Origin of the sequence: Arthrobacter sp. StoSoilA2, from assembly GCF_019977195.1 — a bacterium.
Taxonomy (GTDB): domain Bacteria; phylum Actinomycetota; class Actinomycetes; order Actinomycetales; family Micrococcaceae; genus Arthrobacter.
This window is the reverse complement of record NZ_AP024643.1, coordinates 3701043-3726254: the sequence shown is the minus strand read 5'-3', so window position 1 is coordinate 3726254 and position 25212 is coordinate 3701043. Positions and strand designations below refer to the sequence as shown.

Annotated in this window: 22 protein-coding genes; 12 read left to right on the top strand and 10 right to left on the bottom strand. The window is 61.9% G+C overall.

Features of this window, described 5'->3' with window-relative positions:
- Positions 1 to 119 precede the first annotated feature (119 nt).
- From pdhA to LDN82_RS16935, 3 genes are read left to right on the top strand one after another with little or no spacing between them, the layout of a single operon-like run.
- Positions 120 to 1334, top strand: a complete 1215-nt coding sequence (gene pdhA, locus LDN82_RS16945; RefSeq protein WP_224165119.1) for a pyruvate dehydrogenase (acetyl-transferring) E1 component subunit alpha — start codon at positions 120 to 122, stop codon at positions 1332 to 1334.
- Positions 1331 to 2431, top strand: a complete 1101-nt coding sequence (locus LDN82_RS16940) for an alpha-ketoacid dehydrogenase subunit beta (protein ID WP_224165118.1) — start codon at positions 1331 to 1333, stop codon at positions 2429 to 2431. Before pdhA ends, LDN82_RS16940 begins: the two co-directional genes overlap by 4 nt.
- Positions 2419 to 3879 carry a dihydrolipoamide acetyltransferase family protein gene (locus tag LDN82_RS16935; RefSeq protein WP_224165117.1) on the top strand — a complete coding sequence of 487 codons (1461 nt, stop codon included), beginning with the start codon at positions 2419 to 2421 and terminating at the stop codon, positions 3877 to 3879. Before LDN82_RS16940 ends, LDN82_RS16935 begins: the two co-directional genes overlap by 13 nt.
- A 47-nt stretch (positions 3880 to 3926) precedes the next feature.
- On the opposite strand, the gene LDN82_RS16930 is transcribed toward LDN82_RS16935, so the two are convergent.
- On the bottom strand, positions 3927 to 4658 hold the full coding sequence (locus LDN82_RS16930) for a DUF6270 domain-containing protein (protein WP_224165116.1): 732 nt from the start codon (positions 4656 to 4658) through the stop codon (positions 3927 to 3929).
- A 294-nt stretch (positions 4659 to 4952) separates the two neighbouring features.
- Between LDN82_RS16930 and LDN82_RS16925 the strand changes: the two genes are divergently transcribed.
- The 4 genes from LDN82_RS16925 (at position 4953) to LDN82_RS16910 (ending at position 10672) form a co-directional block, all read left to right on the top strand.
- Positions 4953 to 5789: a hypothetical protein gene (locus LDN82_RS16925; protein WP_224165115.1), complete on the top strand. Its 837-nt coding sequence runs from the start codon at positions 4953 to 4955 to the stop codon at positions 5787 to 5789.
- 205 nt (positions 5790 to 5994) lie between these two features.
- A complete protein-coding gene (locus LDN82_RS16920; RefSeq protein WP_224165114.1) occupies positions 5995 to 8406 on the top strand; it encodes a S8 family serine peptidase in 2412 nt (803 codons plus the stop codon).
- Positions 8407 to 8513: 107 nt separating this feature from the next.
- A complete protein-coding gene (locus tag LDN82_RS16915) occupies positions 8514 to 9401 on the top strand; it encodes an MBL fold metallo-hydrolase (RefSeq protein WP_223946688.1) in 888 nt (295 codons plus the stop codon).
- Between the two features lie 104 nt (positions 9402 to 9505).
- Positions 9506 to 10672, top strand: coding sequence for a hypothetical protein (locus tag LDN82_RS16910; protein WP_224165113.1), 1167 nt, complete (start codon positions 9506 to 9508; stop codon positions 10670 to 10672).
- Between the two features lie 82 nt (positions 10673 to 10754).
- On the opposite strand, the gene LDN82_RS16905 is transcribed toward LDN82_RS16910, so the two are convergent.
- Together LDN82_RS16905 and LDN82_RS16900 are read right to left on the bottom strand one after the other, a co-directional pair.
- The gene (locus LDN82_RS16905) at positions 10755 to 11303 is read right to left on the bottom strand and encodes a hypothetical protein (RefSeq protein ID WP_224165112.1); all 549 of its coding nucleotides are present in this window, start codon (positions 11301 to 11303) and stop codon (positions 10755 to 10757) included.
- Positions 11304 to 11393: 90 nt separating this feature from the next.
- The gene (locus LDN82_RS16900) at positions 11394 to 12293 is read right to left on the bottom strand and encodes a hypothetical protein (protein WP_224165111.1); all 900 of its coding nucleotides are present in this window, start codon (positions 12291 to 12293) and stop codon (positions 11394 to 11396) included.
- Positions 12294 to 12384: 91 nt separating this feature from the next.
- Between LDN82_RS16900 and LDN82_RS16895 the strand changes: the two genes are divergently transcribed.
- Together LDN82_RS16895 and LDN82_RS16890 are read left to right on the top strand one after the other, a co-directional pair.
- Positions 12385 to 12933 carry a hypothetical protein gene (locus tag LDN82_RS16895; protein ID WP_224165110.1) on the top strand — a complete coding sequence of 183 codons (549 nt, stop codon included), beginning with the start codon at positions 12385 to 12387 and terminating at the stop codon, positions 12931 to 12933.
- Positions 12934 to 13036: 103 nt separating this feature from the next.
- A complete protein-coding gene (locus tag LDN82_RS16890) occupies positions 13037 to 14254 on the top strand; it encodes an MFS transporter (protein WP_224165109.1) in 1218 nt (405 codons plus the stop codon).
- Between the two features lie 39 nt (positions 14255 to 14293).
- Here the strand turns inward: LDN82_RS16890 and LDN82_RS16885 are convergent, their stop codons facing one another.
- The 5 genes from LDN82_RS16885 to LDN82_RS16865 all read right to left on the bottom strand — a co-directional run bounded on the left by LDN82_RS16885 (position 14294) and on the right by LDN82_RS16865 (position 18165).
- Positions 14294 to 15661, bottom strand: coding sequence for an acyltransferase (locus LDN82_RS16885; protein ID WP_224165108.1), 1368 nt, complete (start codon positions 15659 to 15661; stop codon positions 14294 to 14296).
- A gap of 119 nt (positions 15662 to 15780) precedes the next feature.
- Positions 15781 to 16296 carry a hypothetical protein gene (locus LDN82_RS16880; protein ID WP_224165107.1) on the bottom strand — a complete coding sequence of 172 codons (516 nt, stop codon included), beginning with the start codon at positions 16294 to 16296 and terminating at the stop codon, positions 15781 to 15783.
- The gene (locus LDN82_RS16875; RefSeq protein ID WP_346347094.1) at positions 16293 to 16946 is read right to left on the bottom strand and encodes a signal peptidase I; all 654 of its coding nucleotides are present in this window, start codon (positions 16944 to 16946) and stop codon (positions 16293 to 16295) included. Before LDN82_RS16875 ends, LDN82_RS16880 begins: the two co-directional genes overlap by 4 nt.
- 31 nt (positions 16947 to 16977) lie before the next feature.
- Positions 16978 to 17601, bottom strand: coding sequence for a hypothetical protein (locus tag LDN82_RS16870; protein WP_224088514.1), 624 nt, complete (start codon positions 17599 to 17601; stop codon positions 16978 to 16980).
- Between the two features lie 33 nt (positions 17602 to 17634).
- Positions 17635 to 18165, bottom strand: a complete 531-nt coding sequence (locus LDN82_RS16865) for an alternate-type signal peptide domain-containing protein (protein WP_224165106.1) — start codon at positions 18163 to 18165, stop codon at positions 17635 to 17637.
- Positions 18166 to 18369: 204 nt separating this feature from the next.
- Between LDN82_RS16865 and LDN82_RS16860 the strand changes: the two genes are divergently transcribed.
- On the top strand, positions 18370 to 18627 hold the full coding sequence (locus tag LDN82_RS16860; protein WP_346347093.1) for a hypothetical protein: 258 nt from the start codon (positions 18370 to 18372) through the stop codon (positions 18625 to 18627).
- 32 nt (positions 18628 to 18659) lie between these two features.
- On the opposite strand, the gene LDN82_RS16855 is transcribed toward LDN82_RS16860, so the two are convergent.
- Positions 18660 to 19571 carry a phosphatase PAP2 family protein gene (locus LDN82_RS16855; protein WP_224165105.1) on the bottom strand — a complete coding sequence of 304 codons (912 nt, stop codon included), beginning with the start codon at positions 19569 to 19571 and terminating at the stop codon, positions 18660 to 18662.
- 296 nt (positions 19572 to 19867) lie between these two features.
- Positions 19868 to 22636: an AMP-binding protein gene (locus tag LDN82_RS16850; protein WP_224165104.1), complete on the bottom strand. Its 2769-nt coding sequence runs from the start codon at positions 22634 to 22636 to the stop codon at positions 19868 to 19870.
- 187 nt (positions 22637 to 22823) lie between these two features.
- Between LDN82_RS16850 and LDN82_RS16845 the strand changes: the two genes are divergently transcribed.
- The gene (locus LDN82_RS16845; RefSeq protein WP_224088509.1) at positions 22824 to 24242 is read left to right on the top strand and encodes an extracellular solute-binding protein; all 1419 of its coding nucleotides are present in this window, start codon (positions 22824 to 22826) and stop codon (positions 24240 to 24242) included.
- Positions 24239 to 25204, top strand: a complete 966-nt coding sequence (locus tag LDN82_RS16840; RefSeq protein ID WP_224165103.1) for a sugar ABC transporter permease — start codon at positions 24239 to 24241, stop codon at positions 25202 to 25204. The genes LDN82_RS16845 and LDN82_RS16840 overlap by 4 nt, the downstream gene beginning before the upstream one ends.
- Positions 25205 to 25212 lie beyond the last annotated feature (8 nt).

Genomic DNA, 25212 nt, shown 5'->3' with positions numbered 1-25212 from the left:
ATTCGTCTTTCAGAATAGCCACTTCCTGCATGCTCTTCCATGATTTGAACGAAAGCTGGATACGAAACCTCCGTCCGGAACATACTGGAAGCACATAGTGGCTAGAGAAGGACGGACCAATGACGATCCACGCAGACCACACTGCGCCGGAAACGGGAGTAGAGGACACAGCTGCTGACGTCCAGAGAAAATTCGGCATCAGCGTAGAGGACTACATGCTGCCCGCCCGGCACCAGATCCAAATGGTGAATCCGGATGGAACCCTCCGCTCCCACGAAGAGCAGGGCACCGAACCCGGCCACGAGTACCCCACGCCAAGCGATGCTGAACTCATGGCTGCCTACGAGCAGCTCGTCGTCGGACGCCGTGTCAACGATCAGAACTCTGCCCTCGTCCGGCAGGGCCGCATGGCTGTCTATCCGTCGAGCCACGGACAGGAAGCCTGCCAGGTGGCGGCTGCCATGTGCCTCAGCGAAGGTGACTGGCTCTTCCCGACATATCGCGACGCCGTCGCAGTGATGACCCGTGGTGTGGATCCTGTCGAAGCGATGACGATCTTCCGCGGTGACTGGCATGGTGGTTACGACCCCAAGAAGCACCACGTCGGGATCCAGTGCACACCGCTGACCACGCAGCTTCTGCACGCCGTCGGCGTCGCGCATGCCGCCAAACTCCGCGGTGAGGACACCGTGGTGATGGCGATGTGCGGCGATGGTGCCACGAGTGAGGGTGACTTCCACGAGGCCCTGAACTTTGCGGCCGTCTTCCACCTGCCGGTCATCTTCTTCGTGCAGAACAACAAATACGCGATTTCCGTTCCGCTCAGCCACCAGTCGGTGGCACCGTCGCTGGCCCACAAGGCCGTCGGCTACGGAATGGCCGGTGAGCGGGTGGACGGCAACGACCTCGTTGCGCTCCTCGCCGTAATGGACCGGGCAGTGAAGCTGGCACGCGAAGGCTCCGGCCCTCTCCTGATCGAGGCGCACACGTACCGCATGCAGGCGCACACCAACGCCGACGATGCCACGCGCTACCGCCCCGACAGCGAGGTGGCGGAATGGCAAGCGAAGGATCCGCTGAGCCGAATGAAGTCCTATCTCACCCACAAGGGACTTCTGGACGACGCCGCCAATGAGCGCATTGCAGAACATGCAGAAGCCGTGGCAACCCAGTTGCGCGAAGGCCTCGGTGAAGACGTCCCCGTGCAGCCGCTGGACCTCTTTAAGTACGTGTTCTCCAAGCCCACCCCACAGCTGAAGGAACAGTCTGAATTGCTGGCTGACGAACTCGCCCGCGCTGAAAGCGCCGAACACGGAACGGAGAGCGCAAAATGACCGTCACCACCAATGCCACCGGCACAACCACCGCCAACGTCAGCGCCGCCACCGCAAGCGCCGCCGCGTCCGCTGCAGCTACCGCTGAAGCGAGCGGCCCTCAGTCCATCACCATGGCCAAGGCGCTCAACACAGCGATGGCCGATGCCATGCGTGCCGACTCCTCCGTGCTGGTCTTCGGCGAAGACGTCGGCATGCTGGGCGGTGTCTTCCGTATCACCGACGGCCTCATGGCCGAATTCGGCGAGCAGCGCTGCTTCGACACCCCGCTGGCAGAATCCGGCATCGTGGGCATGGCTGTGGGAATGGCCATCAACGGCATGCGGCCCGTCATCGAGATGCAGTTTGACGCGTTCGCCTACCCGGCGTTCGAACAGATCGTCAGCCACGTCGCCAAGATGCACAACCGAACCAAGGGCAAGCTCAAGATGCCCGTGGTCATCCGCGTTCCGTATGCCGGCGGCATTGGGGGAGTGGAACACCACTGCGACTCCTCCGAGTCCTACTACGCCCACACCGCTGGCTTGAAGGTCTACACACCAGCCACCGTTGCGGACGGATACCGCATGCTCCGCGAAGCCATCGACTCGGATGATCCCGTGATGTTCATGGAGCCCAAGAAGCTCTACTGGTCCAAGGACCAGGTGGACCTGGACGCCTTGCGCGCAGAGCACGACGCCGGCACCTCCACCGAGGGCCGCGCGGCTGTTGCTCGTCCCGGCACTGACGCGACCTTGATTGCCTACGGTCCTTCCGTTCCCACGGCGCTCGCAGCGGCTGCTGCTGCCGCCGAAGAGGGCCGTTCGCTCGAGGTCATTGACGTCCGGACTCTCGTACCCTTCGACGACGAAACCGTCTGTGCGTCCGTGCGTAAGACGGGACGCGTCGTCGTGATCGCCGAGGCGCACGGCTTCGCCTCCGTGTCCTCCGAGATCGTGGCCCGCGTCCAGGAACGTGCGTTCCACTACCTCGCTGCACCGATCCGCCGTGTGACGGGATTCGATGTTCCGTTCCCGTCTCCCAAGTTGGAGCACTACTACCTGCCAAGCGTCGACCGCATCCTCGACGCCGTCGACGACCTTCAATGGGAGGACTGACCGTGAGCTCAGATATGCAGGTATTTCGCCTGCCGGACCTGGGGGAGGGCCTCACCGAGGCCGAACTCGTGAACTGGCTGGTCGCAGTCGGGGACGAAATCAAGGTGGATCAGCCGATCGCCGAAGTCGAGACCGCCAAGTCCATGGTGGAGGTTCCCTCGCCTTATGCGGGCACCGTGGCGGAGCTTCACGGTGAGGCCGGCCAAACGCTCGACGTCGGCAAGCCGTTGATCTCGATCGCTCGTTCGGGCGCTGCTCCTGCTGCGCCGGAGACTCCATCCTCTGCCGAAGATGCGGTCTCCACCGGGATCGTGGCCTCGCCCGAGGTTGATGCGGCCGCCGAGGCGTATCGCACCGAGGAGAAAGCCGGTTCCGGCAACGTACTTATCGGATACGGCACTCCTGGGGGCGTGACTGGTGGCCGGACGCGCCCGCGGAAGGCGAGCCTCGCCGTCGTCGATCGCGAAACGGAGGCCCGGGCCGAAACGCCGGTTGCTTCCGAGCCGGCTGTCGCCGGGACACGGATCCCGGGCAAGCTCAGTGCCGTCATTTCGCCGCTTGTCAGGAAAATGGCCCGGGACCACGGTGTTTCCCTTGAAACTATCCAGGGCTCCGGTGCCAGTGGGCTGATCATGCGCCGGGATGTGGAAGCTGCCATCTCTACACCGGAAACGCCTGAGGCTCCTGCCGGGCCTGTTTCAGTGCCGGTTGCTGAAGGTGATCTGGACTCCCGTACCGGCCTGGCTGTGTCGGCCAGGACCCCGGTCCGTGGAGTCCGCAAGGCAGTTGCCGCGAACATGGCCAAGAGCCGCACGGAGATCCCGGAGGCGACGGTCTGGGTGGACGTAGATGCCACAGCATTGCTTGAGATGCGGGCTGAACTGAAAAAGCGCGCTCCGCATGACACACCAGGCCTGCTGGCTTTCATCGCCCGATTTGTCACGGCTGGGTTAAAAAAGTACCCGGCGCTGAACACGCGCTTTGAAGTCCGGGAGGACGGCTCCCAAGAGATTGTCGGTTTCGACGGAATCAACCTCGGTTTCGCAGCCCAGACGGATCGCGGTCTTGTGGTCCCGTCTGTCCGGAACGCGCACCAGTTGAGCGCCCGCGAGTTGGACGCCGAGATCCGGCGCCTGACCTCGGTGGCGAGGGAAGGCAAGGCCACACCAGCTGAGCTCGGCTCCGGCACCTTCACGCTCAACAACTACGGCGTGTTCGGAGTGGACGGTTCGGCCGCGATTATCAACTACCCAGAGGTTGCGATGCTCGGCGTGGGCCGCATCATCGACCGGCCCTGGGTGGTCAATGGTGAACTTGCCGTCCGCAAGGTTACCGAGTTGACCCTCGCCTTCGACCACCGCGTGTGCGACGGCGAGACAGCAGCTGGCTTCCTCCGGTATGTAGCCGACGCCATCGAGAACCCTGGTGGAGCGCTCGCGGATATGTAGACGGACGGGGTCGGTGCCGATTGGCGCCGACCCCACTGTGTGCGAAGTTAGTTCGCGGCTGCCGTGATTGCGTCCCGCATCTGATGGTAGACCGCGTCCACATAGTGATACGGGGCGAGGCCCCACTGATGCCCCGCCGCCGCCTTTACGACATCCTGGCCAATCGACAGCACGTTGCAACCTTCTTCGCGGAGGTGGTCGAAGTAGCGCTGGTACACCTTGTTGTACGTTGCAGCATAGAGGCCTCTGTAGACGAGGCCGGAGAGCCCGCTGTCGGACGCTTCAGCCCATTCTGGAGCCAGGACGAGCATAGGGCGTCCTGTTTGTTTGATCTTCCGCACAACGGTAGTTGCAGACTTTGACCAGAGCGAGAAGTGTTCTTCCGAGCCGAATGCAATGAGCCGGGGTTCGCTCGCCTGCTGCTGCAGAAGCTTGCTTTCGCCCAGCTCCCAGCTATTGGTGACGTATGAACCCTGCCCTAGCTCATAAGCTCCCAGCCGCTCGTCCACGAGATCCAGCAGGAATAGGTCAGTGGCGCCTGCCGACCGATCTATGGTGTCGAACAGAGATGAGCGGATGTCGTTTCGCACGCATTGCTTCTGGAACTTGGAGGTGAGTGAACTCTCACCACGAAGAACGCCGCGAGGGGAGGCTGCACTTATCATCCCTTGGCGGGCGACGTATTCGACTATGGACCAGTCTTTGTCGAGGAAAGGGTACGTGTCACGGGACACACAGCTGCCGTAAATGAACAAGCCAGGCAAGATGAACTCCCACATTGTCGGAAGAGAATTCCCCCAGCCTAGCAAGACAGGTGGGGGCTTCTGACACGCCCGCAGCTGTTTGACGCAGGGTCCAGATGCGTCCCGGCCGGTTCGTCCGGGGCGGATCCGTTCGGGTATCTTGTCTTAGTGGGGAAAATAGAAGGCTTCGCTGAACGCCGTACTTACGCCTTCGATATGGGCTTTGGGTTCTGCGAGCTATGTGCCGAAGCGTTCTTTCTGAACGGTCAAAATGACGGGCCTGATCACCCCTGTCCTTCCAGGCCCCGCGTCATTGACCCCTCAAAGCACATGGTCACAAACTACAAGGGTGTACAGGCTTTCCTCAACGCGTCCAAGATCCCACCCGGGTATCAGATCATTGTTGAAAACGGTCTTCCCATCGATGTCAATTGCCAAAACCGGGGTTTTGATACCACCGTGGTTTTCTTTCAAGGCGCCATCGACCCATCCTGGACGCTTCCCGCTTTCGGCGGCATGGGCGTCTCGTCCGATGTCCACGTGAATCGAATCTTCATCTCTGACCCAAGCCTGGTCCTGACCAACCGGTTGAACCTTGGATGGTTTGTTGGCAATTCACGTATGAACATCCAGAAGAACCTCCTCCAAATCATCAATCACATCGTGGGCACGTGGGGACAACAGCGACTCGTTTTTTATGGCGCATCAGGCGGTGGGTTTGCATCCCTGTTCTTCTCTGCACATTTCCCCGGCTCGCTGGCCATTGTTTCGAACCCTCAAACAAACGTTGCCAAATACGAGTTGCCCGCCGTTGAGCGCTTTGCGGAAGTTTGCTACGGCGTCAAGGGTGAGGACCCTATGTCCCGGCTCCCCGACGACGTCACCACCAACCTTGTTGAGCTCTATCGGGAGCCACGAGGCAACGTTGTTGCCTACATGCAGAACAGCACGGATTTCTCTCACGTTGAGGATCACATGAATCCTTTTCTGTCGGCATCGCACCCTGACAACGAAATCCATGTCCTCCTCGGGGACTGGGGAAACGGACATGTCGCGCCACCCAAGCCCATTCACGTCGAGGCGCTAACGGTCGCAGCAAGCCCCGACTGGCAATCCGGACTCGCAGCCATGGGGTTCGAGCATGCCCAGCCAGCGACCAAGGATTAAGTAGCCGCAAGCCTGCCGCGGGGTCCTGCTCTTTGTGGGGCAAATCTTGGACAAATCCTCGCAAAAGACTTGGCTAAAAGTGCTGCCAACCCTGCGTACAATTTTCTGTGGGGGTCAGCTGGTGGTCTCCAGTTGCCCGCGAGCAGCCGTACATCGTGCGCTGTCGCCGTCGTAGAATGCCCAAAACATGGTAAAAAATCCCCGCATGCGCTCTCTGAGGACCGTAGGCTTCGCGCTGACCACGCTCATCATCACGGCGGGACTGGCCGTTCAGCCGGCTGTAGCGGATGACAATGACATCATCCCGAGCCCAGCGCAATCACTGCGTCCGGCACCTGAAGTGGCCACGGATCAGTTCATTGTCGGGCTGCGGGACAACGTCAAAGCAGCCGCAGCTGCGGCTACTGCGGAGCAGGCTGCAGATCGCGCGGCCACCAAGCTCGGAGTGGCTGCCGAAAGCGCGCACCAAAACGCAGCGGGTGGGCAGGTCATCAAACTTGCCAAGGCCCTTTCAGGGACAACTGCTGAGCAATTCCTGAAAACCCTTCGTGCGGATCCCAACGTTGCCTACGCCGAAGCCGACGACATCATGCAGGTCGCGGCTGATCCGAACGATGCCTACTATTCGACGCAGTGGGATCTCTCGGAGGATTTGGCCGGCATTCGGCCTTCCGGGGCGTGGCAATACAACCATGGTGAAGGCGTAGTCGTCGCAGTGGTCGACTCCGGCATCACGAGCCATCCGGATCTCAACGCCAATGTGTTGCCCGGCTACGACATGATGTCCGATGCCGCCGATGCCCGGGATGGGAACGGCAGGGATGCGGACCCTACAGACCCTGGCGATTGGTCTACGGCAAATCAATGCGAAGTGGGCAGCGCGCAGATTAATTCTTCGTGGCACGGAACCCATGTGGCGGGCACGATTGCAGCTATCGGAAACAACACCATCGGTGTAACGGGCGTGGCCCCGAAGGCAAAAATCCTTCCGGTGCGGGCGTTGGGTGCCTGCGGTGGGTATTCATCGGATATTGCAGATGGCATCATTTGGGCGGCAGGCGGCGTTGTTACCGGGGTACCAATCAATCCCAACCCTGCGCGCGTTATCAACCTCAGCCTTGGCGGCATCAGGCCCTGCTCTGCCACCTACCAAAACGCCATCAATTTCGCGCATAACGCTGGCGCGGCGGTCATTGTTGCTGCTGGAAACTCCAATGTTCAGGCGGCCGATTCCAGCCCTGCAAACTGCCAGAATGTCATCACCGTTGCCGCCAGCGACAGGGCAGGAGCAAAGGCGCCGTACTCCAACTACGGGAGCGTCGTGGATGTGACTGCTCCCGGGGGCAACATGAGTTCCTCGGGGCTGAATGGCATCCTGTCCACGTACAACTCAGGGACAACTACGCAAGGCACGCCGGGCTATGCCTTCATGCAGGGAACCTCCATGGCCGCCCCGCACGTGGCAGGCCTTGCAGCTCTCCTCTACTCGGCAGAGGGCAGTGCGCTCACTCCAGCGCTTTTGGAACAGCAGCTGAAGGACTCGTCCCGACCACTTCCTGCTGGTTGCCCGGCCGGATGCGGGGCCGGTTTGGTTGATGCCACAGCCGCCCTCACAACGTTTGGTGGGCATCTTCCGGTAACGCCTGCGCCAGTCGTATTCACAGACCGGGACGGCACCTCGAACGATACGTACACGATTCCCGCCACGGCTGGCGTTGAATACGTGGTGGGCGGAAAGGTTCTGGCCCCTGGCACCTACTCGGGCAGCGGGGCAGTGACCGTTACTGCCCGTGCTCTTGCAGATTATTCGTTGGTCCCATTATCAGTGGCTGAGTGGAAGTTCACCTTCAAGACGTCCTCTCAGAAAATCACTGATTTCGACGGCGACGGCAAGAGCGATGTCCTTGCCAGGGACAGCGGCGGTGTTTTGTGGTTGTACCCGGGCAACGGTTCCGGTGGCTGGCTTGCTGCCCGCAAGGTTGGTGCGGGCTGGAATGGCATGACGTCCATTGAGTCACCCGGTGATTTTAACGGGGACGGCAAGATGGACGTGATTGCGCGGGATGCGAGCGGTGTTTTGTGGCTGTACCCGGGCAATGGTTCCGGTGGTTGGCTTGCTGCCCGCCAGATTGGTTCCGGCTGGAATGGGATGGCCGCGATCGAGGCGCCTGGTGACTTCAATGGGGACGGCAAGGCCGACGTGATCGCCCGGGATGCCAATGGTGTTTTGTGGCTTTATCCGGGCAATGGTTCAGGTGGTTGGCTTGCCGCCCGCCAGATTGGTTCCGGCTGGAATGTCATGACCGCCATTGAGGGCCCTGGTGATTTCAATGGGGACGGCAAAGCTGATGTTCTTGCCCGCAACGGGTCGGGTGTTTTGTGGCTCTACCCCGGTGACGGCTCCGGTGGTTGGCTTGCTGCCCGCCAGGTTGGTTCCGGTTGGAACGTCATGACCGCTATTGAAGGCCCGGGCGATTTCAATGGCGACGGCAAGATTGACGTCGTTGCACGCGACGGATCCGGTGTTTTGTGGCTGTACCCCGGTGACGGTTCCGGTGGTTGGCTTGCTGCCCGCCAGATTGGTTCCGGCTGGAATGTGATGACAGCAATCGTCTAGTCCAGTCCGAGTTCACCTGCCACCGGGTCATTCCGGCTTCTCCCAGCTGCGCATGGGTAGAATCGAGGCCTGAACATCGCCGGATTGCACTGGATACGGAGAACTCATTGTCAGCTTGGCACGAACTTGGCACGGACAACTACGTCTTGGAAACCGAGGGATCCTTACTCAACACCGGGCTCGTGGTGGGCAGTGAGCTCGCCATGGTCATCGACACCGGATGTGGCCCACGCCAAGGCCGGGAGATCCTCGCTGCTGTCCGCGAAAAGACCCAGCTTCCGCTGGTGGTAGTCAACACCCACGCCCACTACGACCACTTCTTCGGTAACGCTGTTTTTGCCGACGACGGCGTGACAGAGTTCTGGGCGCACGCCAACTGCGCGGCGACCATCGAGCGGGACGCCGACAACCAGCGTCGCTTCGTCGCCACAAACGAACCCGAGATGGCCGCGGGGGAGGGTGACGCCGTCGACATCGTTGTTCCGAACGCAATCGTTGGCGACCAGCCTGTTCTGGTGGACCTTGGCGGAATTACCGCAACACTGTTCTACCTGGGCCGCGCCCACACGGACGGTGACCTCCTGGTGGGGACCAACTCGACACTGTTCGTCGGCGACCTCGTTGAGCAGGGCGCCCATCCTTCCTTTGAGGACTCGTATCCCGAGGAATGGGCGGACGTCCTCCGGCACATCTCAGCTTTGCGTCACCGCTACGAATTCCTGGTCCCGGGCCATGGCAAGCCCGCGAGCGACGAATTCGTCAAGACCATGGCCGACACCATGAGCACTGCAGTGCGGCAGGCAACCCAGTCCATCCGCGATATGCCCAACGATGCCACCAAGGCCATCCCGGTGCTTCCTTATGGACCGGAGCAGTCGCGCTGGTTCATCAAGCGGCTCCAAGAGACCAATGCCCAGCACGGAAGGGCTGCTGGCGGATCCCTTGCAACGCCCGACGTTGGCCCCGGGAAGACTGGCTTCTATCCTTCTTCGTAAATGAAGGTTGCTTATAAATTTGCCGTCTCCCCATGGACTATTGGGTAAGACCAGTCCTAGGATGAAGTCGACCATCGGTTTGCGGCTACCTGGGGGGTGTCGAGATGAAGGCCATTCGCGCTATTCCGCGCGCTACTCAGATTCTCCGCTCCGTCATGATCGCTGGCGCCGGCACCGCAGTTTGGATGGCATTGTCGGCGACGGCCGCCAACGCCGATTCCGGCATCACCGATAACCATTCGCTGGTAGGCGGAGTGACGTCTTCGGTGTCCTCAACTGTTTCGTCAGCCGACATCGTCAGCAAGCAAACCAACAAGACTCTCGATGCTGCAGCGGGTGCGGTCAAGAAGGCGGCCGCGTCCGCTGCTACTTCCGTTGGGCCTAAGCCGTCCGCACCAGCAGTCACCATCCCCGTGCCGAACGTACCCGCGCCGGCCCCCGCCAAAGCCGTTGTCCCGGCGCACCCGATAACCGTGCACGTTCCTGCTGTAACTCCCGTGGTTAACCGGGTTGGGGACTCCACGGACAAGGTCATCGCCACAGCTCCAGTGGTCAACCGGGTAGTACCCAAGGGCGCGGTCGGCAACGTTGTGGATACGGCAGTCAAACCAGCCACCGGAACCATTGACGACGCCGTCGCGGCGGTTGTTCCACCGGTAAACAATGTCCTGGAACCAGTTGGCCTGGACCCCGTGACGGACGTGACCAACCCGGTTGCGGCCCCCATCGTTGAGGTCATCGACACGATCCTCCCGGCTGTCGGCAACGTCTTGCCTCCAATTTCCGGACCCGGAGGCCTGCTTCCCCCGCTCCTGGGCGGCGACGGGGCTATGCTCCCCGCGACGCCGGGCGCTGGAGCTGTGCCGCCTCCCGCCGTCGGGACCTCATCAGCGACTCCGTCGGCCGAAGGTTTGGCCACGGAATCCACTGGCCTGCCACTCGGGACCCCGCCCACGCTCACTGCCGACGTTTCAGTGGCTCTTGTTTTGGCGCGAGGTTTTGCTCCTGCTTCATCCAGTGCCGTAGCCAGCGCCTCTGTCATGGTCGAACCCGAGGCTCCAGCCGAACTGCCTGCAGACCCGGATGTGGCACCCCTTGGTGTCATCGGCGCGGGCTCGGGTACCTCACAAAACGGGCCGCCAAGCCCTGCCGCAGCCTTCCTGCATGGTGCGCTGATCGTGCCTGCAGACACACTTTCTGGTCAAGCAACGGCCAGCAATGAACATCATCCAAAGCCGGTTTCTTTCGATCCCGGCTCATCTCCTGACTAGTTCCCCAACCCAGCCGCGCCTCTACAAGCGGCCGATGGTTAGCAGGACGATCCGTCATCGGACGTCCTTGGGAACACGACCTTCAGGAGAAGATCACAATGAACTCGACAATTCGCAGGTGCCTGATCGGCACATGCTTTGCCGGAGGCTTGATTGCCCTCGGCGGGACCGCGGCCAACGCGGCAGATACGACCAGCGGAAAGGACGGAACCCTTTCCGGTACACAGGTGGTGGCACCGGTGACGGCGCCAGTCAGCACAGGCTCAACGTCATTGGCCCTCGTGGGAGATTCTTCCTCAACCACAAAGGCGCCGGCCGCCGCTTCGACCACAGGGACGGCGCCAGCTGCCAGCACCACCGGTTCCAACGGCGCCGCTTCCGGGACACAAGTAGTCGCGCCTGTAACAGCGCCCATAAACCTGGGCTCGTCTTCAGTGGGTCTGCTGGGGGGCTCCACTGCGACGGGCCCAGCCCAACCTGCCACGGCAACTGCACCAAGCAGTTCGACGCCGGCGGCTGGCACCAACGGTACTGGCGGCACAGCCTCCGGTACCCAAGTAGTTGCACCGGTGACGGTCCCCGTAACGGTGGGATCGACGTCGACGGGTGTCCTGGGGGACTCATCGGCCACGACAACACCAGCAGCAACATCAGGTTCTGCACCGGCCCAAGAGCCAGCGCAGGCAACAACGTCGGGGGGAGATAGCATCGCATCCGGCGCTCAGGTAGTGGCTCCGATATTGGTCCCTGTTAACATCGGAGCCACTGCCGCGGGTGTGGGTGGAGATTCTTCAGCCACGTCCGGCGCACCCTCGAATACAGGCGGCGCACCTGCTGCTACTCCCGGTGCTACGACCAACGGTTCCGACGGCGTTGCTTCCGGGACCCAGGTGGTTGCTCCGGTTATCGCTCCGGTGACCGTTGGCTCGACCTCGGCTGGTGTGCTGGGTGATTCTTCGGCCAGCACAGCGGGTACGTCGTCCGGCACTTCCGGCACGGGTACGACGTCAGGGTCCAGCACGAGCGGTTCCGACGGCGTTGCTTCCGGGACCCAGGTGGTTGCTCCGGTTACTGCTCCGGTGACGGTTGGTTCGACGTCGGCTGGTGTGCTGGGTGATTCTTCGGCCACTGGCGCTGGTTCCTCGTCCGGTACTTCCGGCACGGGTTCGACGTCAGGGTCCAGCACGAGCGGATCCGACGGCATCGCTTCCGGGACCCAGGTGGTTGCTCCGGTTACTGCTCCGGTGACTGTTGGTTCGACCTCGGCCGGTGTGCTGGGTGATTCGTCGGCCAGCACAGCTGGTACCTCGTCCGGCACTTCCGGCACGGGTACGACGTCAGGGTCCAGCACGAGCGGATCCGACGGCGTTGCTTCCGGGACCCAGATGGTTGCTCCGGTTACCGCTCCGGTGACGGTTGGTTCGACGTCGGCTGGTGTGCTGGGTGATTCGTCGGCCAGCACAGCGGGTACTTCCGGTGGGAGTGCTCCTGCAGGAACCTCGGGTGCTACGACCAATGGATCGGATGGCATCGCTTCCGGAACCCAGGTGGTTGCTCCGGTTACTGCTCCCGTGACTGTTGGGTCGACATCGGCCGGTGTGCTGGGTGATTCGTCGGCCACTGGCGCTGGTTCCTCAACCGGCGCCAGTGGCACGGGAACCGCACCAAGTGGCACGACGACTGGAAGTGACGGGATCCTCTCTGGCACTCAGTTGGCTGCTCCACTCACCGCCCCCGTCACGGTAGGGTCCACATCGCTTGGCATCGGTGGCGCTTCAGTTGGCGCCATCACCCCGCCAGCTGTGAATCCTCCCCTGGTCACCCCTCCGGCAGAGAATCCTCCGGCTGAGAATCCTCCAGTGGTGAATCCTCCGGTGGTCACCCCACCGGTAGGGAATCCGCCGGTGGTGAACCCTCCAGTGGTCAATCCGCCGGAAGTTAACGAGCCTGCTGGTAGTGGTGGACTTGGGCTGGGCGCTGACATTGGCACCAATAATCCGGGTACCGAGATCGGTGGGGCCGCGTATGGCGTCGCTGGCATCAACACTTCCGGGATCAACACTGCAGCAACCAGTGGCGCCCAACTGGGTGGCGCCCTGGGTGTGCTGACCGCGGGCGTTGCGACCGGCGTCGGGAGTTCCAACTCCCTGGCCACTACGGGCTTGGACGGCAGCTTCACTCTCTGGGCAGTCGGCCTTCTCCTCACGGGCTTGGCACTCACGGCAGGTGGGCATCGGAAGGCAGCCGCTAGCCGCAGCTAATCGCCTGGGCTAGGCCTGGTCCCGCGAGCAGTTGTTGCGGTTCCGGATTGCCGGAACTGCGACAACTGCCAGGCGGCTGGGCTGGAGTCCTAGGATGAAAGGGATGACAACCACCCAGGAAGACCAAAACTTCACCCTCCGCAGCATCGCGGTACCGGCCTTCGGGCCTGCGTTGTTGTTCTGTATCGGCGAGGGGGCGGTTCTTCCGGTGATCGCGCTCTCGGCGCGTGATCTTGGAGCATCGGTGGCAGTCTCGGCGTTGATCGTGACGCTGATCGGCTTGGGGTCCTGGCTCTTCAATATCCCGGCATCGCTCATCACCATGAGGTTCGGCGAACGCTGGGCAATTGTTGGGGCAGGTGCTGTAGGCGCCCTCGCCCTCGGGGCGGCAGCGTTCGCTCCACAAATGGAGCACGGGATCTGGCTGCTGGCCGCGGCTATGACGTTGGTGGGTATGTCTGCGAGCGTTTTCAACCTGGCCCGCCAGAAGTACCTCACCGAGGCTGTTCCCGTGATGTTCCGCGCCCGGGCGCTGTCCACCTTGGGCGGCGTCACGAGGATCGGAATCTTCATAGGTCCGTTCATCGGTGCGGGGGTGATGCAGTTCGCCGGAATCAGCGGGGCGTACTGGGTTGGCTTTGTGGGGATGATGGCCGCCGCTGCTTTGTCGCTCACGGTTCCGGACTTGGTGGCTCCCGCTACGTCCGACGGCGGTCCGATTCCTCGCGCCTCCACCCTCCGAAACGTAGCGGCTTCGCATGCCGGTGTGTTCCTGTCCGTGGGCTTCGGAATTCTGCTCCTCAGCGCGCTGCGTGCTTCGCGCCAAGTTGTCATCCCGCTGTGGGCCGACCACCTGGGCATGGATGCCACGCAAGCATCCCTGATCTACGGCCTCTCCGGCGCGATCGACATGTTGGTGTTCTATCCGGCCGGGAAGCTGATGGATCGCAAGGGACGGCAATGGGTGGCGGTTCCTTCCACACTCATCATGGGTGTGGCCTTGATCCTCATTCCGTTTACTGGCGGGTTCGTTCCACTGTTGCTGGTTGCCCTGCTGATTGGCTTTGGCAACGGCATCAGTTCCGGGCTCATCATGACACTGGGTGCCGACTTCTCGCCCGACAACGGAAGGAGCCACTTCCTTGGCATCTGGCGGTTCATTGCCGATTCGGGTGCAACGGGTGGGCCGGTGCTCTTGTCTGCCCTGACGGCCGCCATTTCCCTCGCCGCTGGCGTCTGGGCCACGGGAGTCCTGGGCTTCGCAGCGGCAGCCGTGTTCGCCGTCGCAATCCCCAGGCTGAAGCATCGGCGGAACTACTAGGCTCCAATTCCTGGCTGGCCGGCGGAAGGCGAACGTAGGTCAGGAAGCCGCGCGTTCGTGAGCCGCGCGCTCAAGGGCAACTGGGGTCTTCCACTTACTGTCCGGGCGACGTCCCGTCACGAGTGCCACTGCAACCACCAGCAGCACCAATCCCCATGTTGCGTTGGCGGTATCCAATGCTGTCCGCATCACGACGAACGGCGGAACGATTGCCAGCGCCGTGGCAACTGCGATGCGCCACGTTGCCGGCCTCGCAGCACCGGGCGCCAGCCCAGTGCTCGCGAGTTCCAAGCGGACCAAGGGCGTGGACACCAGCAGAACGAGCACCCAGGCTGCTGCGTAAAACAGTGGCCGGCTTAGCCACCACTCCGTACTGGCAGGCTCGGGGAACGGAAGCCGAAGCACCAAGGCGATCCCGAACATGGCGATGATCAGCGGCAGGTGCCAAAGGTAGATGGTCATCGCCCGGCTACCCACTACGAACATCACTTTCTGAACCCACGCCAACTGAACGGCCCGCTGCAGCAAGGGATAGGCAGCCTTGACGAGCAGGATGTGCGCCAGACCTACAAGGATCAGCGGGAACATCGGCGGGTTCTGGCTGGTGAGCATGTCAACGGGGTAGGGCCCACCATGGGTGAGCGGCACCAAGGCGGCATAGCAGCCGATTGCTCCCGCGACGAGCTTCCAGTGGGCAAACCGATCAAAGAAACCATCCGCGTAGAAGAACCCGAACTGCTGCAGCAAGCCCCAGACGAACACCATGTTCACCAGGCCAACGGGATTTGAATCGAAACCCCACGGGTTGCGTTCCAGCCCGAGTCGCAGGACATCAACGACGACGGCGCCCACGGCCAGCGCTGCGACGGTCTTGTAGGGAGCTGCTTCATGAAATTTCGCCATCGTGGGCACCATTGCCTGACAAATCAGGTAAGCGGCAAGGAACCACAACTGCACTCCCGCGCCCGCAGCGATAACTGTCAGCAGGCCGCTGGGGACACCTGCCGCCGTCGCGGTCCACAAAGCGATAGTGAGGAACGCATACAGCGCAACTGTGGGGCGGACCAGTCGCAGGACGCGGTTGCGCAGGTAGTCGCCCGCATCCCCGCCCTTGCGCCGGAGGCTGCGCCACAAGGTCAGCGAAGCGAATCCACCCACGATGAAGAACAGGGGCATGACCTGGCCGAACCACGTGCCTTGGGCGAACCAGCCCAGTGAGGTCAGGGGATTGCCGACGCCGATGCCGGAGCCATCAACGCTAATGCCCATCATGAGCAAATGGACGGCCACCACGGCAAACATGCAGGACACCCGGATCAGATCGACCACGAGGTCGCGGGAAGCCGGAACCCCAGCGAGGGAAGGGGGAGTGCCGCGGCGCTGGCCGGACCTGAAGGTGGAAGACATAGGGCTCCTGGGAAGCTTGGGCTTTATTCCATCGATTAGATTAATCGTAGGTCAAGCGTCCCGTGAAGGCCATGGGTACTTCTACCAGATGGTTTTCGCTGGCCCGGGGTCCACCCGGACTACACCGGACAGGTCAGGAATTTTCCGTTGCCGGAGAGCTTCAAACGACGCAGCTCGCCCGTGGCCGTGGTCCCGGTGTTTTGCAAAGCCGTCACTTGAACGTCAACTTCAGGGTTGCGGCCATCTAGGACGCCGGCGAGGAAAATGGGACTGCTGGGCGTCAAATCCAAAGTTGCTGACGGAGGCAGCACCGGGATGGAAACGTAGGCGCTGCTGGTGCTCATCTTGCCGCCGACGGTCATCGCCGTGGGGGAGCTCAAACCTGCGACGCTTATCCGGACAGTGCTCGTAGAGATCTGGGTGCACGTCAGCGTCAATCCGACAGGCGTGGTGGGCGTTGGCGTCGGAGTAGACGTGGGGGTTGGCGTTGAAACTGCAGCACGAACAGTCATGGTTGCGGTGGAGCTCTGCTCCCACAACCCGAAAGCGGACGTTCCGCCGATGCCCACCAATACAGTCAGGCAGAAAAGGCCAACGGCCCAGGCTTTGGCTGAGGGGCCGGTTCCCTGCTTCACGCAGACTGCCTTTCCTTTCGCGCGCTCCGTACTTCCCGGAACATGGTGAACCCACCGTAGCCGATCAAACCCACGGCACCCACGGCCAGCCACAGTGAGCGGTCACTGTTGCCCAAGGCGTTCGCGACAAATCCCACGAACGGCACGGCGTAGAGCAACTTACCGCGCACCTGGATCTCGCGAACGGGCTGGGGATCCGCGACGTCGTTGTTGTCGCCCTTGGTGGTGAGCGTCTTCTCGCCTGTCTGGAGGAACCCGAAACCAACGATCCTGTGCGTAATGACACCCGGCTTGCCGGATTCGATCTGGTACGTAATCACGTCGCCAAGCTTCAGTTCGTCAAAGTCCGCTGCCTGCGAAACCATGAACGTTCCCGGTGCGTACTTCGGCGCCATGGAGTTGGTCAGTACCGAATACGTTTGCGAGCCGGTCACCTTGGGCAGCATGATCAGCACCCCGACCGCCAGGAGTGCAAGCGAAAGAAGCACGACGCCGAGTCCCCGGCCAATGCGGCCAAGTAGCCGGGCGCTGGAAGAACGTTCCGAGGGATGCTGCCCGGGCTCCTGCAATTCCCCATTTTGGGGTTCGACAGCGACGGACGCGTCGGCGCCAGCTTCATCAAATGCGGCGTCAATCGTTGTTTCAAGCACTAGCTCATCAAGGCTATTGCGATCTTTCAGGCTACTGGGCGCAACCATTGGGAACCCCACATTTCTGACGAGCGTGCAGCGGAAGAGTGATTGAGACGGAGTTCCCGTCAACGCTGGAAGGTGCGGCAGCGTCCAGGGTTACCTTGAAGCAGAGTGTGGCGGTGGCACCTTTGGCGATTGCCGGCGTCGTAAATCCTGCCCCGGTCAAAGGCTGATAGCCGCTGGCCGATGAGCATGCGGTGCTTGACGCCGCACTGGTGGCACTCACACTGAGATATCCGGCCAAGGTGCCGCCGGATACGTTGCTGACTGTAGGTGCCGTAGCGGTGACGGTAATGTCAAAGACCCCTCCGGCGTCGCTGGCGTTTCCGATTCCTATGGATGAATAGACGGAGCTGCCGCGGGCCAGGTCCCCAAGAGGCGCTTGTGCCGTGGTCAGTGCCAAGGTGGTCGCTTGGTCATTGACGGTCATGGGCATCGAGGAACCGGAAGGGGTTCCTGTCAGGTTGACCGTAAAACTGGATGCTTTGATCGTGCCCGGCTGGGCGATGGCAGTAGCAGACCAGAGTGCGTACGTACCCTGAACGGCCATGAGCCCCAGGAGCACGGCAGCGACCATAAGGCCAGCCGTCTTGATGCTCCTGGGGATTCCCATTGACACTCCTGTTGAATTGTTGGGGGGTAAGGACTACCGCAGGCCGGACTGCTGGACCTGTGTCAGGGTGAACGATACGTTGCCCAGGTTCCTGCTGGCGTTGACGTCCGTGCGGGTTGAGGTGCTGGACTTGAACTCGAAGGTGATGCTGGCGGTGACGTGCTGCGAGGTGGTGAGCGGGTTGGCGATGACGTCCCCATCAGCATCGGTCAGCTTGGGCGAGGTGACCGTGACGTTGGCGGGATCGAACCCTGCGCCCGCACCGGTGTTCGTGGCGACGAGGTTGGCTGCCATCTTGTCGCCGGTGAGGGTGACGTCCAGATCCTGCGTGTAGGTCAGGAGATCGCCGGGGACCACCAGGTATGTGGCGAGGTTGACAGGGTTTCCTGCGCGGTCGGTCCAAACGCCCGTTGCCGCATGGACATTCAAGTCGCCGGCCACAATGGTGCCTGCTGCTGCGGAATCCGAAGCATTCCACCAAGCCAGTGTTCCTCCGCCACCCAGGAGCAGTGTTCCACCAAGTGCAAGTGCCGCCGCGCCTTTAAGCATTGTTATGTTTTTCACCGTGAGACCTTCTTTCGCGTTGTTATGGCTTCTGCCTAGCGATTACTTTCGTCGTCCCAGATCAAGGCTCCATACGGCGATGGCTCAAGGTTGGATCAAGTTTTTCCGGGTTTGAAACCGAAGATGTTGCACCCCGGAAATATTCCGTAAAGGAGTTTGTAATCTCATAAAAATATGCTTGAAGCAGTGAGGGAATCTGCCAGTGTGGGAAATGTACTCAAACATCGAAGGGGCGGCGCGATTACTATGCACATCAAAGAGTTCTGGGATCAACTTTCACCGGAAACGCAGCAATGGCTCATCGATAATCCGGGAAGCATCATCATCCCGCGCACTCAAACGGCCATCCTCAACAATGAGACGGGTGAGGATAGCCCTGTCGACGGGCATGGGGGCACCCTGCTGACGGAAGAGGACCGGGACTTCATCCGCGCCCAGGCCCGGCGCATCGAGCCAAAGTAAGCTGCCGCCGTCGAGCCTTTGTTACTGGCGCCTTAGCGCTTCCTGGCGGCCAGGCCGAACAGCCACGTCCCGCCCAGGGCGGAAAGGTAACCAGCGACCACAATGAATGCAGTGCCGGCCCAGAAGTAGTCCACAGTGCTGTCTGCGCTGAGTCCCGGCATGACCTGGAGCAGTGAGTAGCCGGCCACGATAGCTGCCAGAAGCAAGGCAATGGTGGTCAGCCATACCCATAGCCGCGATGCAGCCCAGTGCTCGCCGTACCCCTTCCAAACATTCCAGTCACTACCGCCGCGAAGGATCAGCCAGCCAGCGGGCAGCATGACGGCGCCCACCACGAGGAAGGCTGCTACGACGTCGGAGGGCCGATGCCATTGGTTGATGAGGGTCGAAACCCCGGTGGCCACGGCGAAGGTGCTGCCGAGGAATCCTGCGAGAGGCCGCCAGCGGGGCGAGACCATGAGGAAAACCGCTGCAGCAGCAGAGGCTGCCAATGTTGTGTGGCCTGAGGGGAGTGAGTTCAGTTCGAGTGTCTGGACGCCGCGGTCGGGCCTATCCGGAATGAAGAGCTTCAATACTTGGGTCGCCAGGTTGGCGGCAATGCAGGCTGCCACGGCAATTCCGGCCGCAGTCCAACGGCGACGCGCAACCGTCACGAAGAGCACCACGATGATAGCGATCGCCAGTGACAGGATGGGCAGCATATCCAGGAATTTCGTGGACGCCCTGCCTGCGGATCCGCTCAGTTCAGTGGCTTCAACCAAAGCAGACTCGTCGATGAATTGGCCCATGGTGGTCCGTACGAAGAAGTAGTACGTCACTACCAGCCCCAGGATGCTGGCGAGGGTAGCCAAGCCGAAAAGCAGCCCTGTACCGACGCCGGGCTTGCGAGCTTGTGCTGACCGGTCAGGGGACATCGCTATGGGGCGGGACTGCTGGGAACTCATTGAATCAAGACTGCCACAGTTCGCTGGAAGGCTCATGTGAGGATGCCTCTGGCGTGGCGCACATATCAATAAGGCGCCTTATGGTCAAGGGTGAATCGGCCTATTCTTAATCTATGGAACCTACTACAGGCCTGATGCTGGCGTTGCTGGCTGTGATTGTCTGGCTGGGGATAACCATTGTGCCGCTGATGCTGCTGGCTCCGTCGCATTCTCGTGAGGAAGATGGCGCCTCCACCAATAGGAAGGGGCGCCGTGAGGGCCGCAGGAGGGTCTTCTCGGGTGCACGACCCGTCTTCTCACACTCGTCCGCGAGTACCCGATCGCTGCGGCATCCTCGCATCCAGCACTGAAACGTCGTCTGGCACTGAGTCGTCGTCCGGCCGCAGGTCGGGAAGCGAAACGTTGTCCGGCCGCAGGGCGGGGGCATTGAAGTGGCGCCGCTTTTGTCGGTTACGAAGCCACCGCTCAACGCTGCCCATGGCGCGCGTCGCCACAGCCCAGTAGGCCACGCCCGCCAGCAATGATGCCGCGAGGGCCAGCCCTTGGTGAGTCCCTTCAAAGAGCGGATACACCAGCCAGTGCGTGACATAGATGTACAGCGATGAGCTGGCCAGAAGAGCCGTGATGCGGTGAAGGCCGCGCGGCACGGGCAGTGTCGGAATCCACAGGAGGATGAGGAAACCTACCAGGATGGTGGCGCTGCGGTACTCGTTGCTGAAGGACCCTGGAATCGTCAGAAGGGCGAAGGCGGTCATGGCGGCGCGTTGCCACCACACTCGCGACACAGCAGCAGCCCATCCGAAGGCGAACAGCCACAGGACCGGCCCTTGGCCAGGGTAAGGCAGCTCGATGATGTCGAAGCGCTGCAGGAGGTCGATGCCGGCCAGCGCGAGTGGAAACGCCCATGGCCATCTGCGTGCCGCGCGGTCTACCGCGGGTATGGCCAGCAGGACAGCCAACCCGATCAGGATGTGAACCAGCACTTCAACGAACCAGAAGCGGGACATATCCGTCCAACCCTGGGGACCAACGATTGAGTTCAACAAGAACACGTTGTGCCAGCCGTAGTCGTCAGTGACGGCGAACGCGACGCCGATAACCAGCACGCTGGGTACGACGATCCGCGTGACGGCACGCAATTGCCTCCGGAGCCGTTCGCGCCGGGATCCCGTCAGTTGGAAGCGGGCAAAGTTGTAGCCGGCAACCGCCATCAGCACGTGCGCGGTGCCTTCCCAGGAGAAGAACTTGATGTGTGTTGCCACGATGAAAATGATGGCCACCGCGCGCAGCACGATCCCCGTTTCCATGCGTGCTGACAACTTCCCCCGCCAGTTGTGGAGAAATTTCCTGCCAGTGGTGCGCGGATCTTCATGGGCTGGGTGGGCTGGATGGCCTGGGGCTTCGGGGGCCGGGACAAGCTCACAAATGGGCATCAGGTGCCACCCCTGCGGGATGCGGCCAAGTGCACGCTCAAGCCGTACCGAGGCCGCCACGTAGGAAAGTGAATCTCCGCCAAGGGAAACGAAGCTGTCGTTCTCGGTGATGTCTGGCTGTTCCAGGACCTCTGCGAAAATCTCAAGCACAGTCTCTGTCCCCGGGGTGGATTCCGTTCCGGGATGGCGCTCCGTCTCTGCGGACAGGCGCTCCGCCTGTCCAGGCACGGGCTCCGGCTGTGCAGACACGGGTTCCGGCTGTGCAGACAGCGCAAGGATGGCCGGATAGTCAGGCTTCCCATTGCCGAGCCGTGGAATGTCGGGCACCGGCTGCAGTTGGATGGCAGCGCGGGGGACACCCAGATCCTGCGCAAGGCTCTTGGCGACCAAGGCCAGATCATGGTGTCCCTCCACAGCCACAACCACGACGTCGTCAGAACCGGCGGCAGCGGCGGTCAGGGCAAGATCTGCAAGGAGTCGTTCGACGCGTCCCAGGTCCACGCGGAGCCCAACGATTTTCACGAAGCGGCTGCGCCTGCCGACGATTTCATAGAGTTCATCGGGGCCGAGCCGGGCGAGGTCGCCGGTGTGGAGTTCGGCAATCTCACGGCCGAGGGCAAGGTCTTCGGGCTTCTCGGCATATCCCAGCATGACGTTTGGTCCGGTGTAGACGAGTTCCCAGTCATCCAGCCCCGGCACTGGTTCGAGCCGGAATTCTCCTCCGGGAATCGCGACGCCAATGGCATGCGGATGCTCCGCTGCCAGGTCCGGTGGCAAGTAAGCCATGCGCGCGGTGGCTTCCGTCTGCCCGTACATGACGAAAAGGTCCCAGCCGCGCTCCCGGCCCAACTCCGCATAGGATCGGACGCGCTCTGGGGCGAGGCGACCTCCGGCTTGCGTGATGTAGCGCAGGCTCGGAACGTCCATGTGCTCGAATCCAACACGGTCCAGCAGCTCAAAGGTGTAAGGGACGGCAGCGAACGAAGTGACGCCCTCGGAACGGACCAAGTCCCAAAAACATGGGTCCACGACGGAGAGGCCCGTCAACGCCAAGGATGCACCCACCAGCAAATGGCTGTTCACCACGCTCATCCCATAGCAGTAGGAAAGGGGGAGGGTTGTGGCGGCAGTATCGCTGGGCCGAAGGTGCAGGTACTGCGCGATGGCTGCCGCGTTCGCCTGGATGGAAGCCCCGGAAAGGCGAACGAGCTTCGGTGATCCTGTGGAGCCTGAAGTGCTCACCAAAAGTGCCAGATCCGGGTGCAATTGGTGTGCTGTCGCGTGGCGGCGCACGTCCAGGGCAGGCTCCCCGTTGGAGGACCGCACAATGACGTCCGGATCGTAGGCGGCAATGAGTGTGTCGGCTGCTTTTCCACCGCCGGCGGGCAGGATCAGCAGCGGATGGCCCGATGCCAGGGCTGCGAGATACACAGTCAGGGACGGCAGGGTGTTGTCGGCTTCAAGGGCGATCAGGCGCCGGGCAGGGCCGAGCTGGCGTGCCATGTCCTCTACGCGCGCGGCAAGGTCGCGGTAGCTGAGGGTGCTGTCGCCCGTGATGATGGCGGTGCGCTCGCCGAAAGACGCGAGGTTGGTGGCGAACGAGATTCGAGCCACGTCCGGTTGGGTAGTCACGGGCCAATGTAACAAGGTAAACCTAACCTAACTCAACTGGATTATGCGTTGACGAAGAATCATGACGCGATTGGCGACTCCCCGGGCACACTGCCGCCGTGAGATTGCCGCAACATTGCTGTGACGCTTGACACGTGTTAGGTGGCGGGTTTAGGCTTCCTAACACGTGTTAGGGAAGGAAATCTACATGCCGGGAACCAATGGGGCTTTGCGACAATTCACACGCAGAACCGCCCTCACAGCCCTCGGTGCTGGGATAGTCGGAGCAACAGCGGCGTCGTGGCCGCGACTGACAGGGACGGACATTCCAGGCCGGGGAGACAATAGCCTCAGCATCGCCATCATGGGCACCGCCGCAGACGCCGCAGCCCGCCAGAAGGTCATCGACGCTTTCGCCAAGGTCCACCCCGAGATCAAGGTCAAGGTCCAAGCCATCCAGGCCGTGGACTGGAAGGACTTCTTCACCAAGATCCTCACCATGGTGGCAGCAGGCACGCCACCGGACGTCGTGTACGTGGCAACGGAAGGCGCCCAGCTCTTCGCCGAGAAGCTTGCCCACCCGCTGGATGAGTACCTGCGCCGCGACGCCGAGCACATGAAAGAGTACTTCGAGGACGTCCACCCCAGCCTGGTGGAAGCCTTCATGTACAAAGGCAGCCTGTTCCAGCTCCCCATCGACTGGAATGCCGCCAACATGTACTACAACACCGCGTCGCTCCGCCAAGCCGGTTTGGATCGCCCCGCCGACGACTGGACGCACATGGACTTCCGCAGCACCCTCGCTGCGATGAAGAAGGCCAAGCCCCAGGACTTCACGCCGTACTACTGGACCAACCGTCTCTTCGGTGGAGTGGTGCCATGGCTCTACGCAAATGACACCAGCTTCCTCAAGGAAACCAAATCCACCGGCGGCGAATGGCTCTGGGATGGTTTCTACGCCAAAGACCCCTCCCGCAGCCTCCGCTCCGGCGGTTACCAGTGGCTCGAACCCAACGCGGACGACCCCCGAGTCTTTGAATCCTTCGATTACCTCCGCGGCCTGGTCAAGGACGGACTGGGTGTCCGGCCCGAGGAAGGCGGCGGCAGCGCACTGATCGGTCTCTTCGCCTCCAACAGGATAGGTACGACGCCGGCGGGCGGCTATTGGGTACAAGGCCTCCACGAAGCGGGGATGACAGAGGACGGATTCGACGTCCAGTTCTTCCCCAAATGGCGGACCCAGCGGCACCAGTTCGGCACAGCCGGCTACGCGATCATGAAGACCGCCAAGGACAAGGACGCCGCCTGGGAATGGGTGAAGTTCAGCTCCAGCCTTGAGGCCATGAGGATCGTGTTCCCTACACCGAACACCACTCCCGCCCGCCGATCCATGGTCAACGAACAGCTCTATGCCGGCACCGGCCCGCGGAACTGGAAGGTCTTCTACGAGACCCTGGACAAGTTCCCCACCACAGGTCCCATTCCGGCACCACCCCAGCAGGCCGCCGTCGAAACGGCCCTCATGAAAAACGTATCCCTGGCTGTCAGCGGGGACGAGCGCCAACTCAAGCAGGCCCTCGAATCAATGCAGCGCGATCTTGAACTGGCCCTGAGGAGGCAGCCATGAGCACCGCCACCAGCACCCCCACCGGGACCGGGAAGCAGCCGGGCGGCCGTCAGGCCTCCCACAAACACAGCCAGGCGTCCAAGCGTGGCCGCGTCCAACAACGCTGGCTGCCATGGGCTTTCCTTGCCCCGACCATCGTGGGCATGGGCATCTTCACGCTCCTGCCGATCGTCGCTTCGGTGGCGCTCGCCTTCTTCCGCTGGGACATCATCTCCGCGCCGACGTTCGTGGGCTTCGACAACTTCGCCGAAGTCGTCCAGGACCCGACCGTCCGGGTCTCGTTCCTGAATACCATCGTGTTCGTCATCGTGGCCGTGGCCCTCCAGCTGGGACTCGCCCTGGGCCTGGCGATCATGGTACAGGAGAAGCTCCCCGCCTGGCTGAGGGTGTTCTTCCGCTCCGCCTTCTTCTTCCCACTGATCCTGTCCGCAGCTTCGGTGTCCATCTTCATGCGCTACCTCTTCAACGAACAGTTTGGCGTCGTGAACTGGCTGCTCTCGCTCGTGGGCGTCCCAGCGGTACCGTGGCTGACGACGCCAGGTGGTTCGGCCGCCGTCGTAATTCTTGTGTACGTGTGGCAGAACTTTGGCTTCTCGTTCCTGCTGTTTGTTGGCGGGCTGGCTTCGATTCCGGTGGAGACGTATGAGGCCGCCTCGATCGACGGCGCCACCGGCTGGCGCAAGCACTTCTACGTGACGCTGCCCCTGCTGAGCCCCACAACCTTGGTTGCCTCGGTGATGGCCATCATCAACGCGCTGCAAGTATTCGATCAGCCTTACGTGCTCACACGCGGCGGGCCCGGCGACTCAACGCGCACCGCCGTCATGGTGATCTTCGAGTCTGCGTTCCAACGCCTCGAATTCGGCCAGGCCTCGGCGATTGGCGTGATCCTGACGCTCATCATCATGGCCATCACAGCCGCACAGTTCCGGCTCAGCAAACGATTCGTCTTCTACCAGTAAGGCCCGCC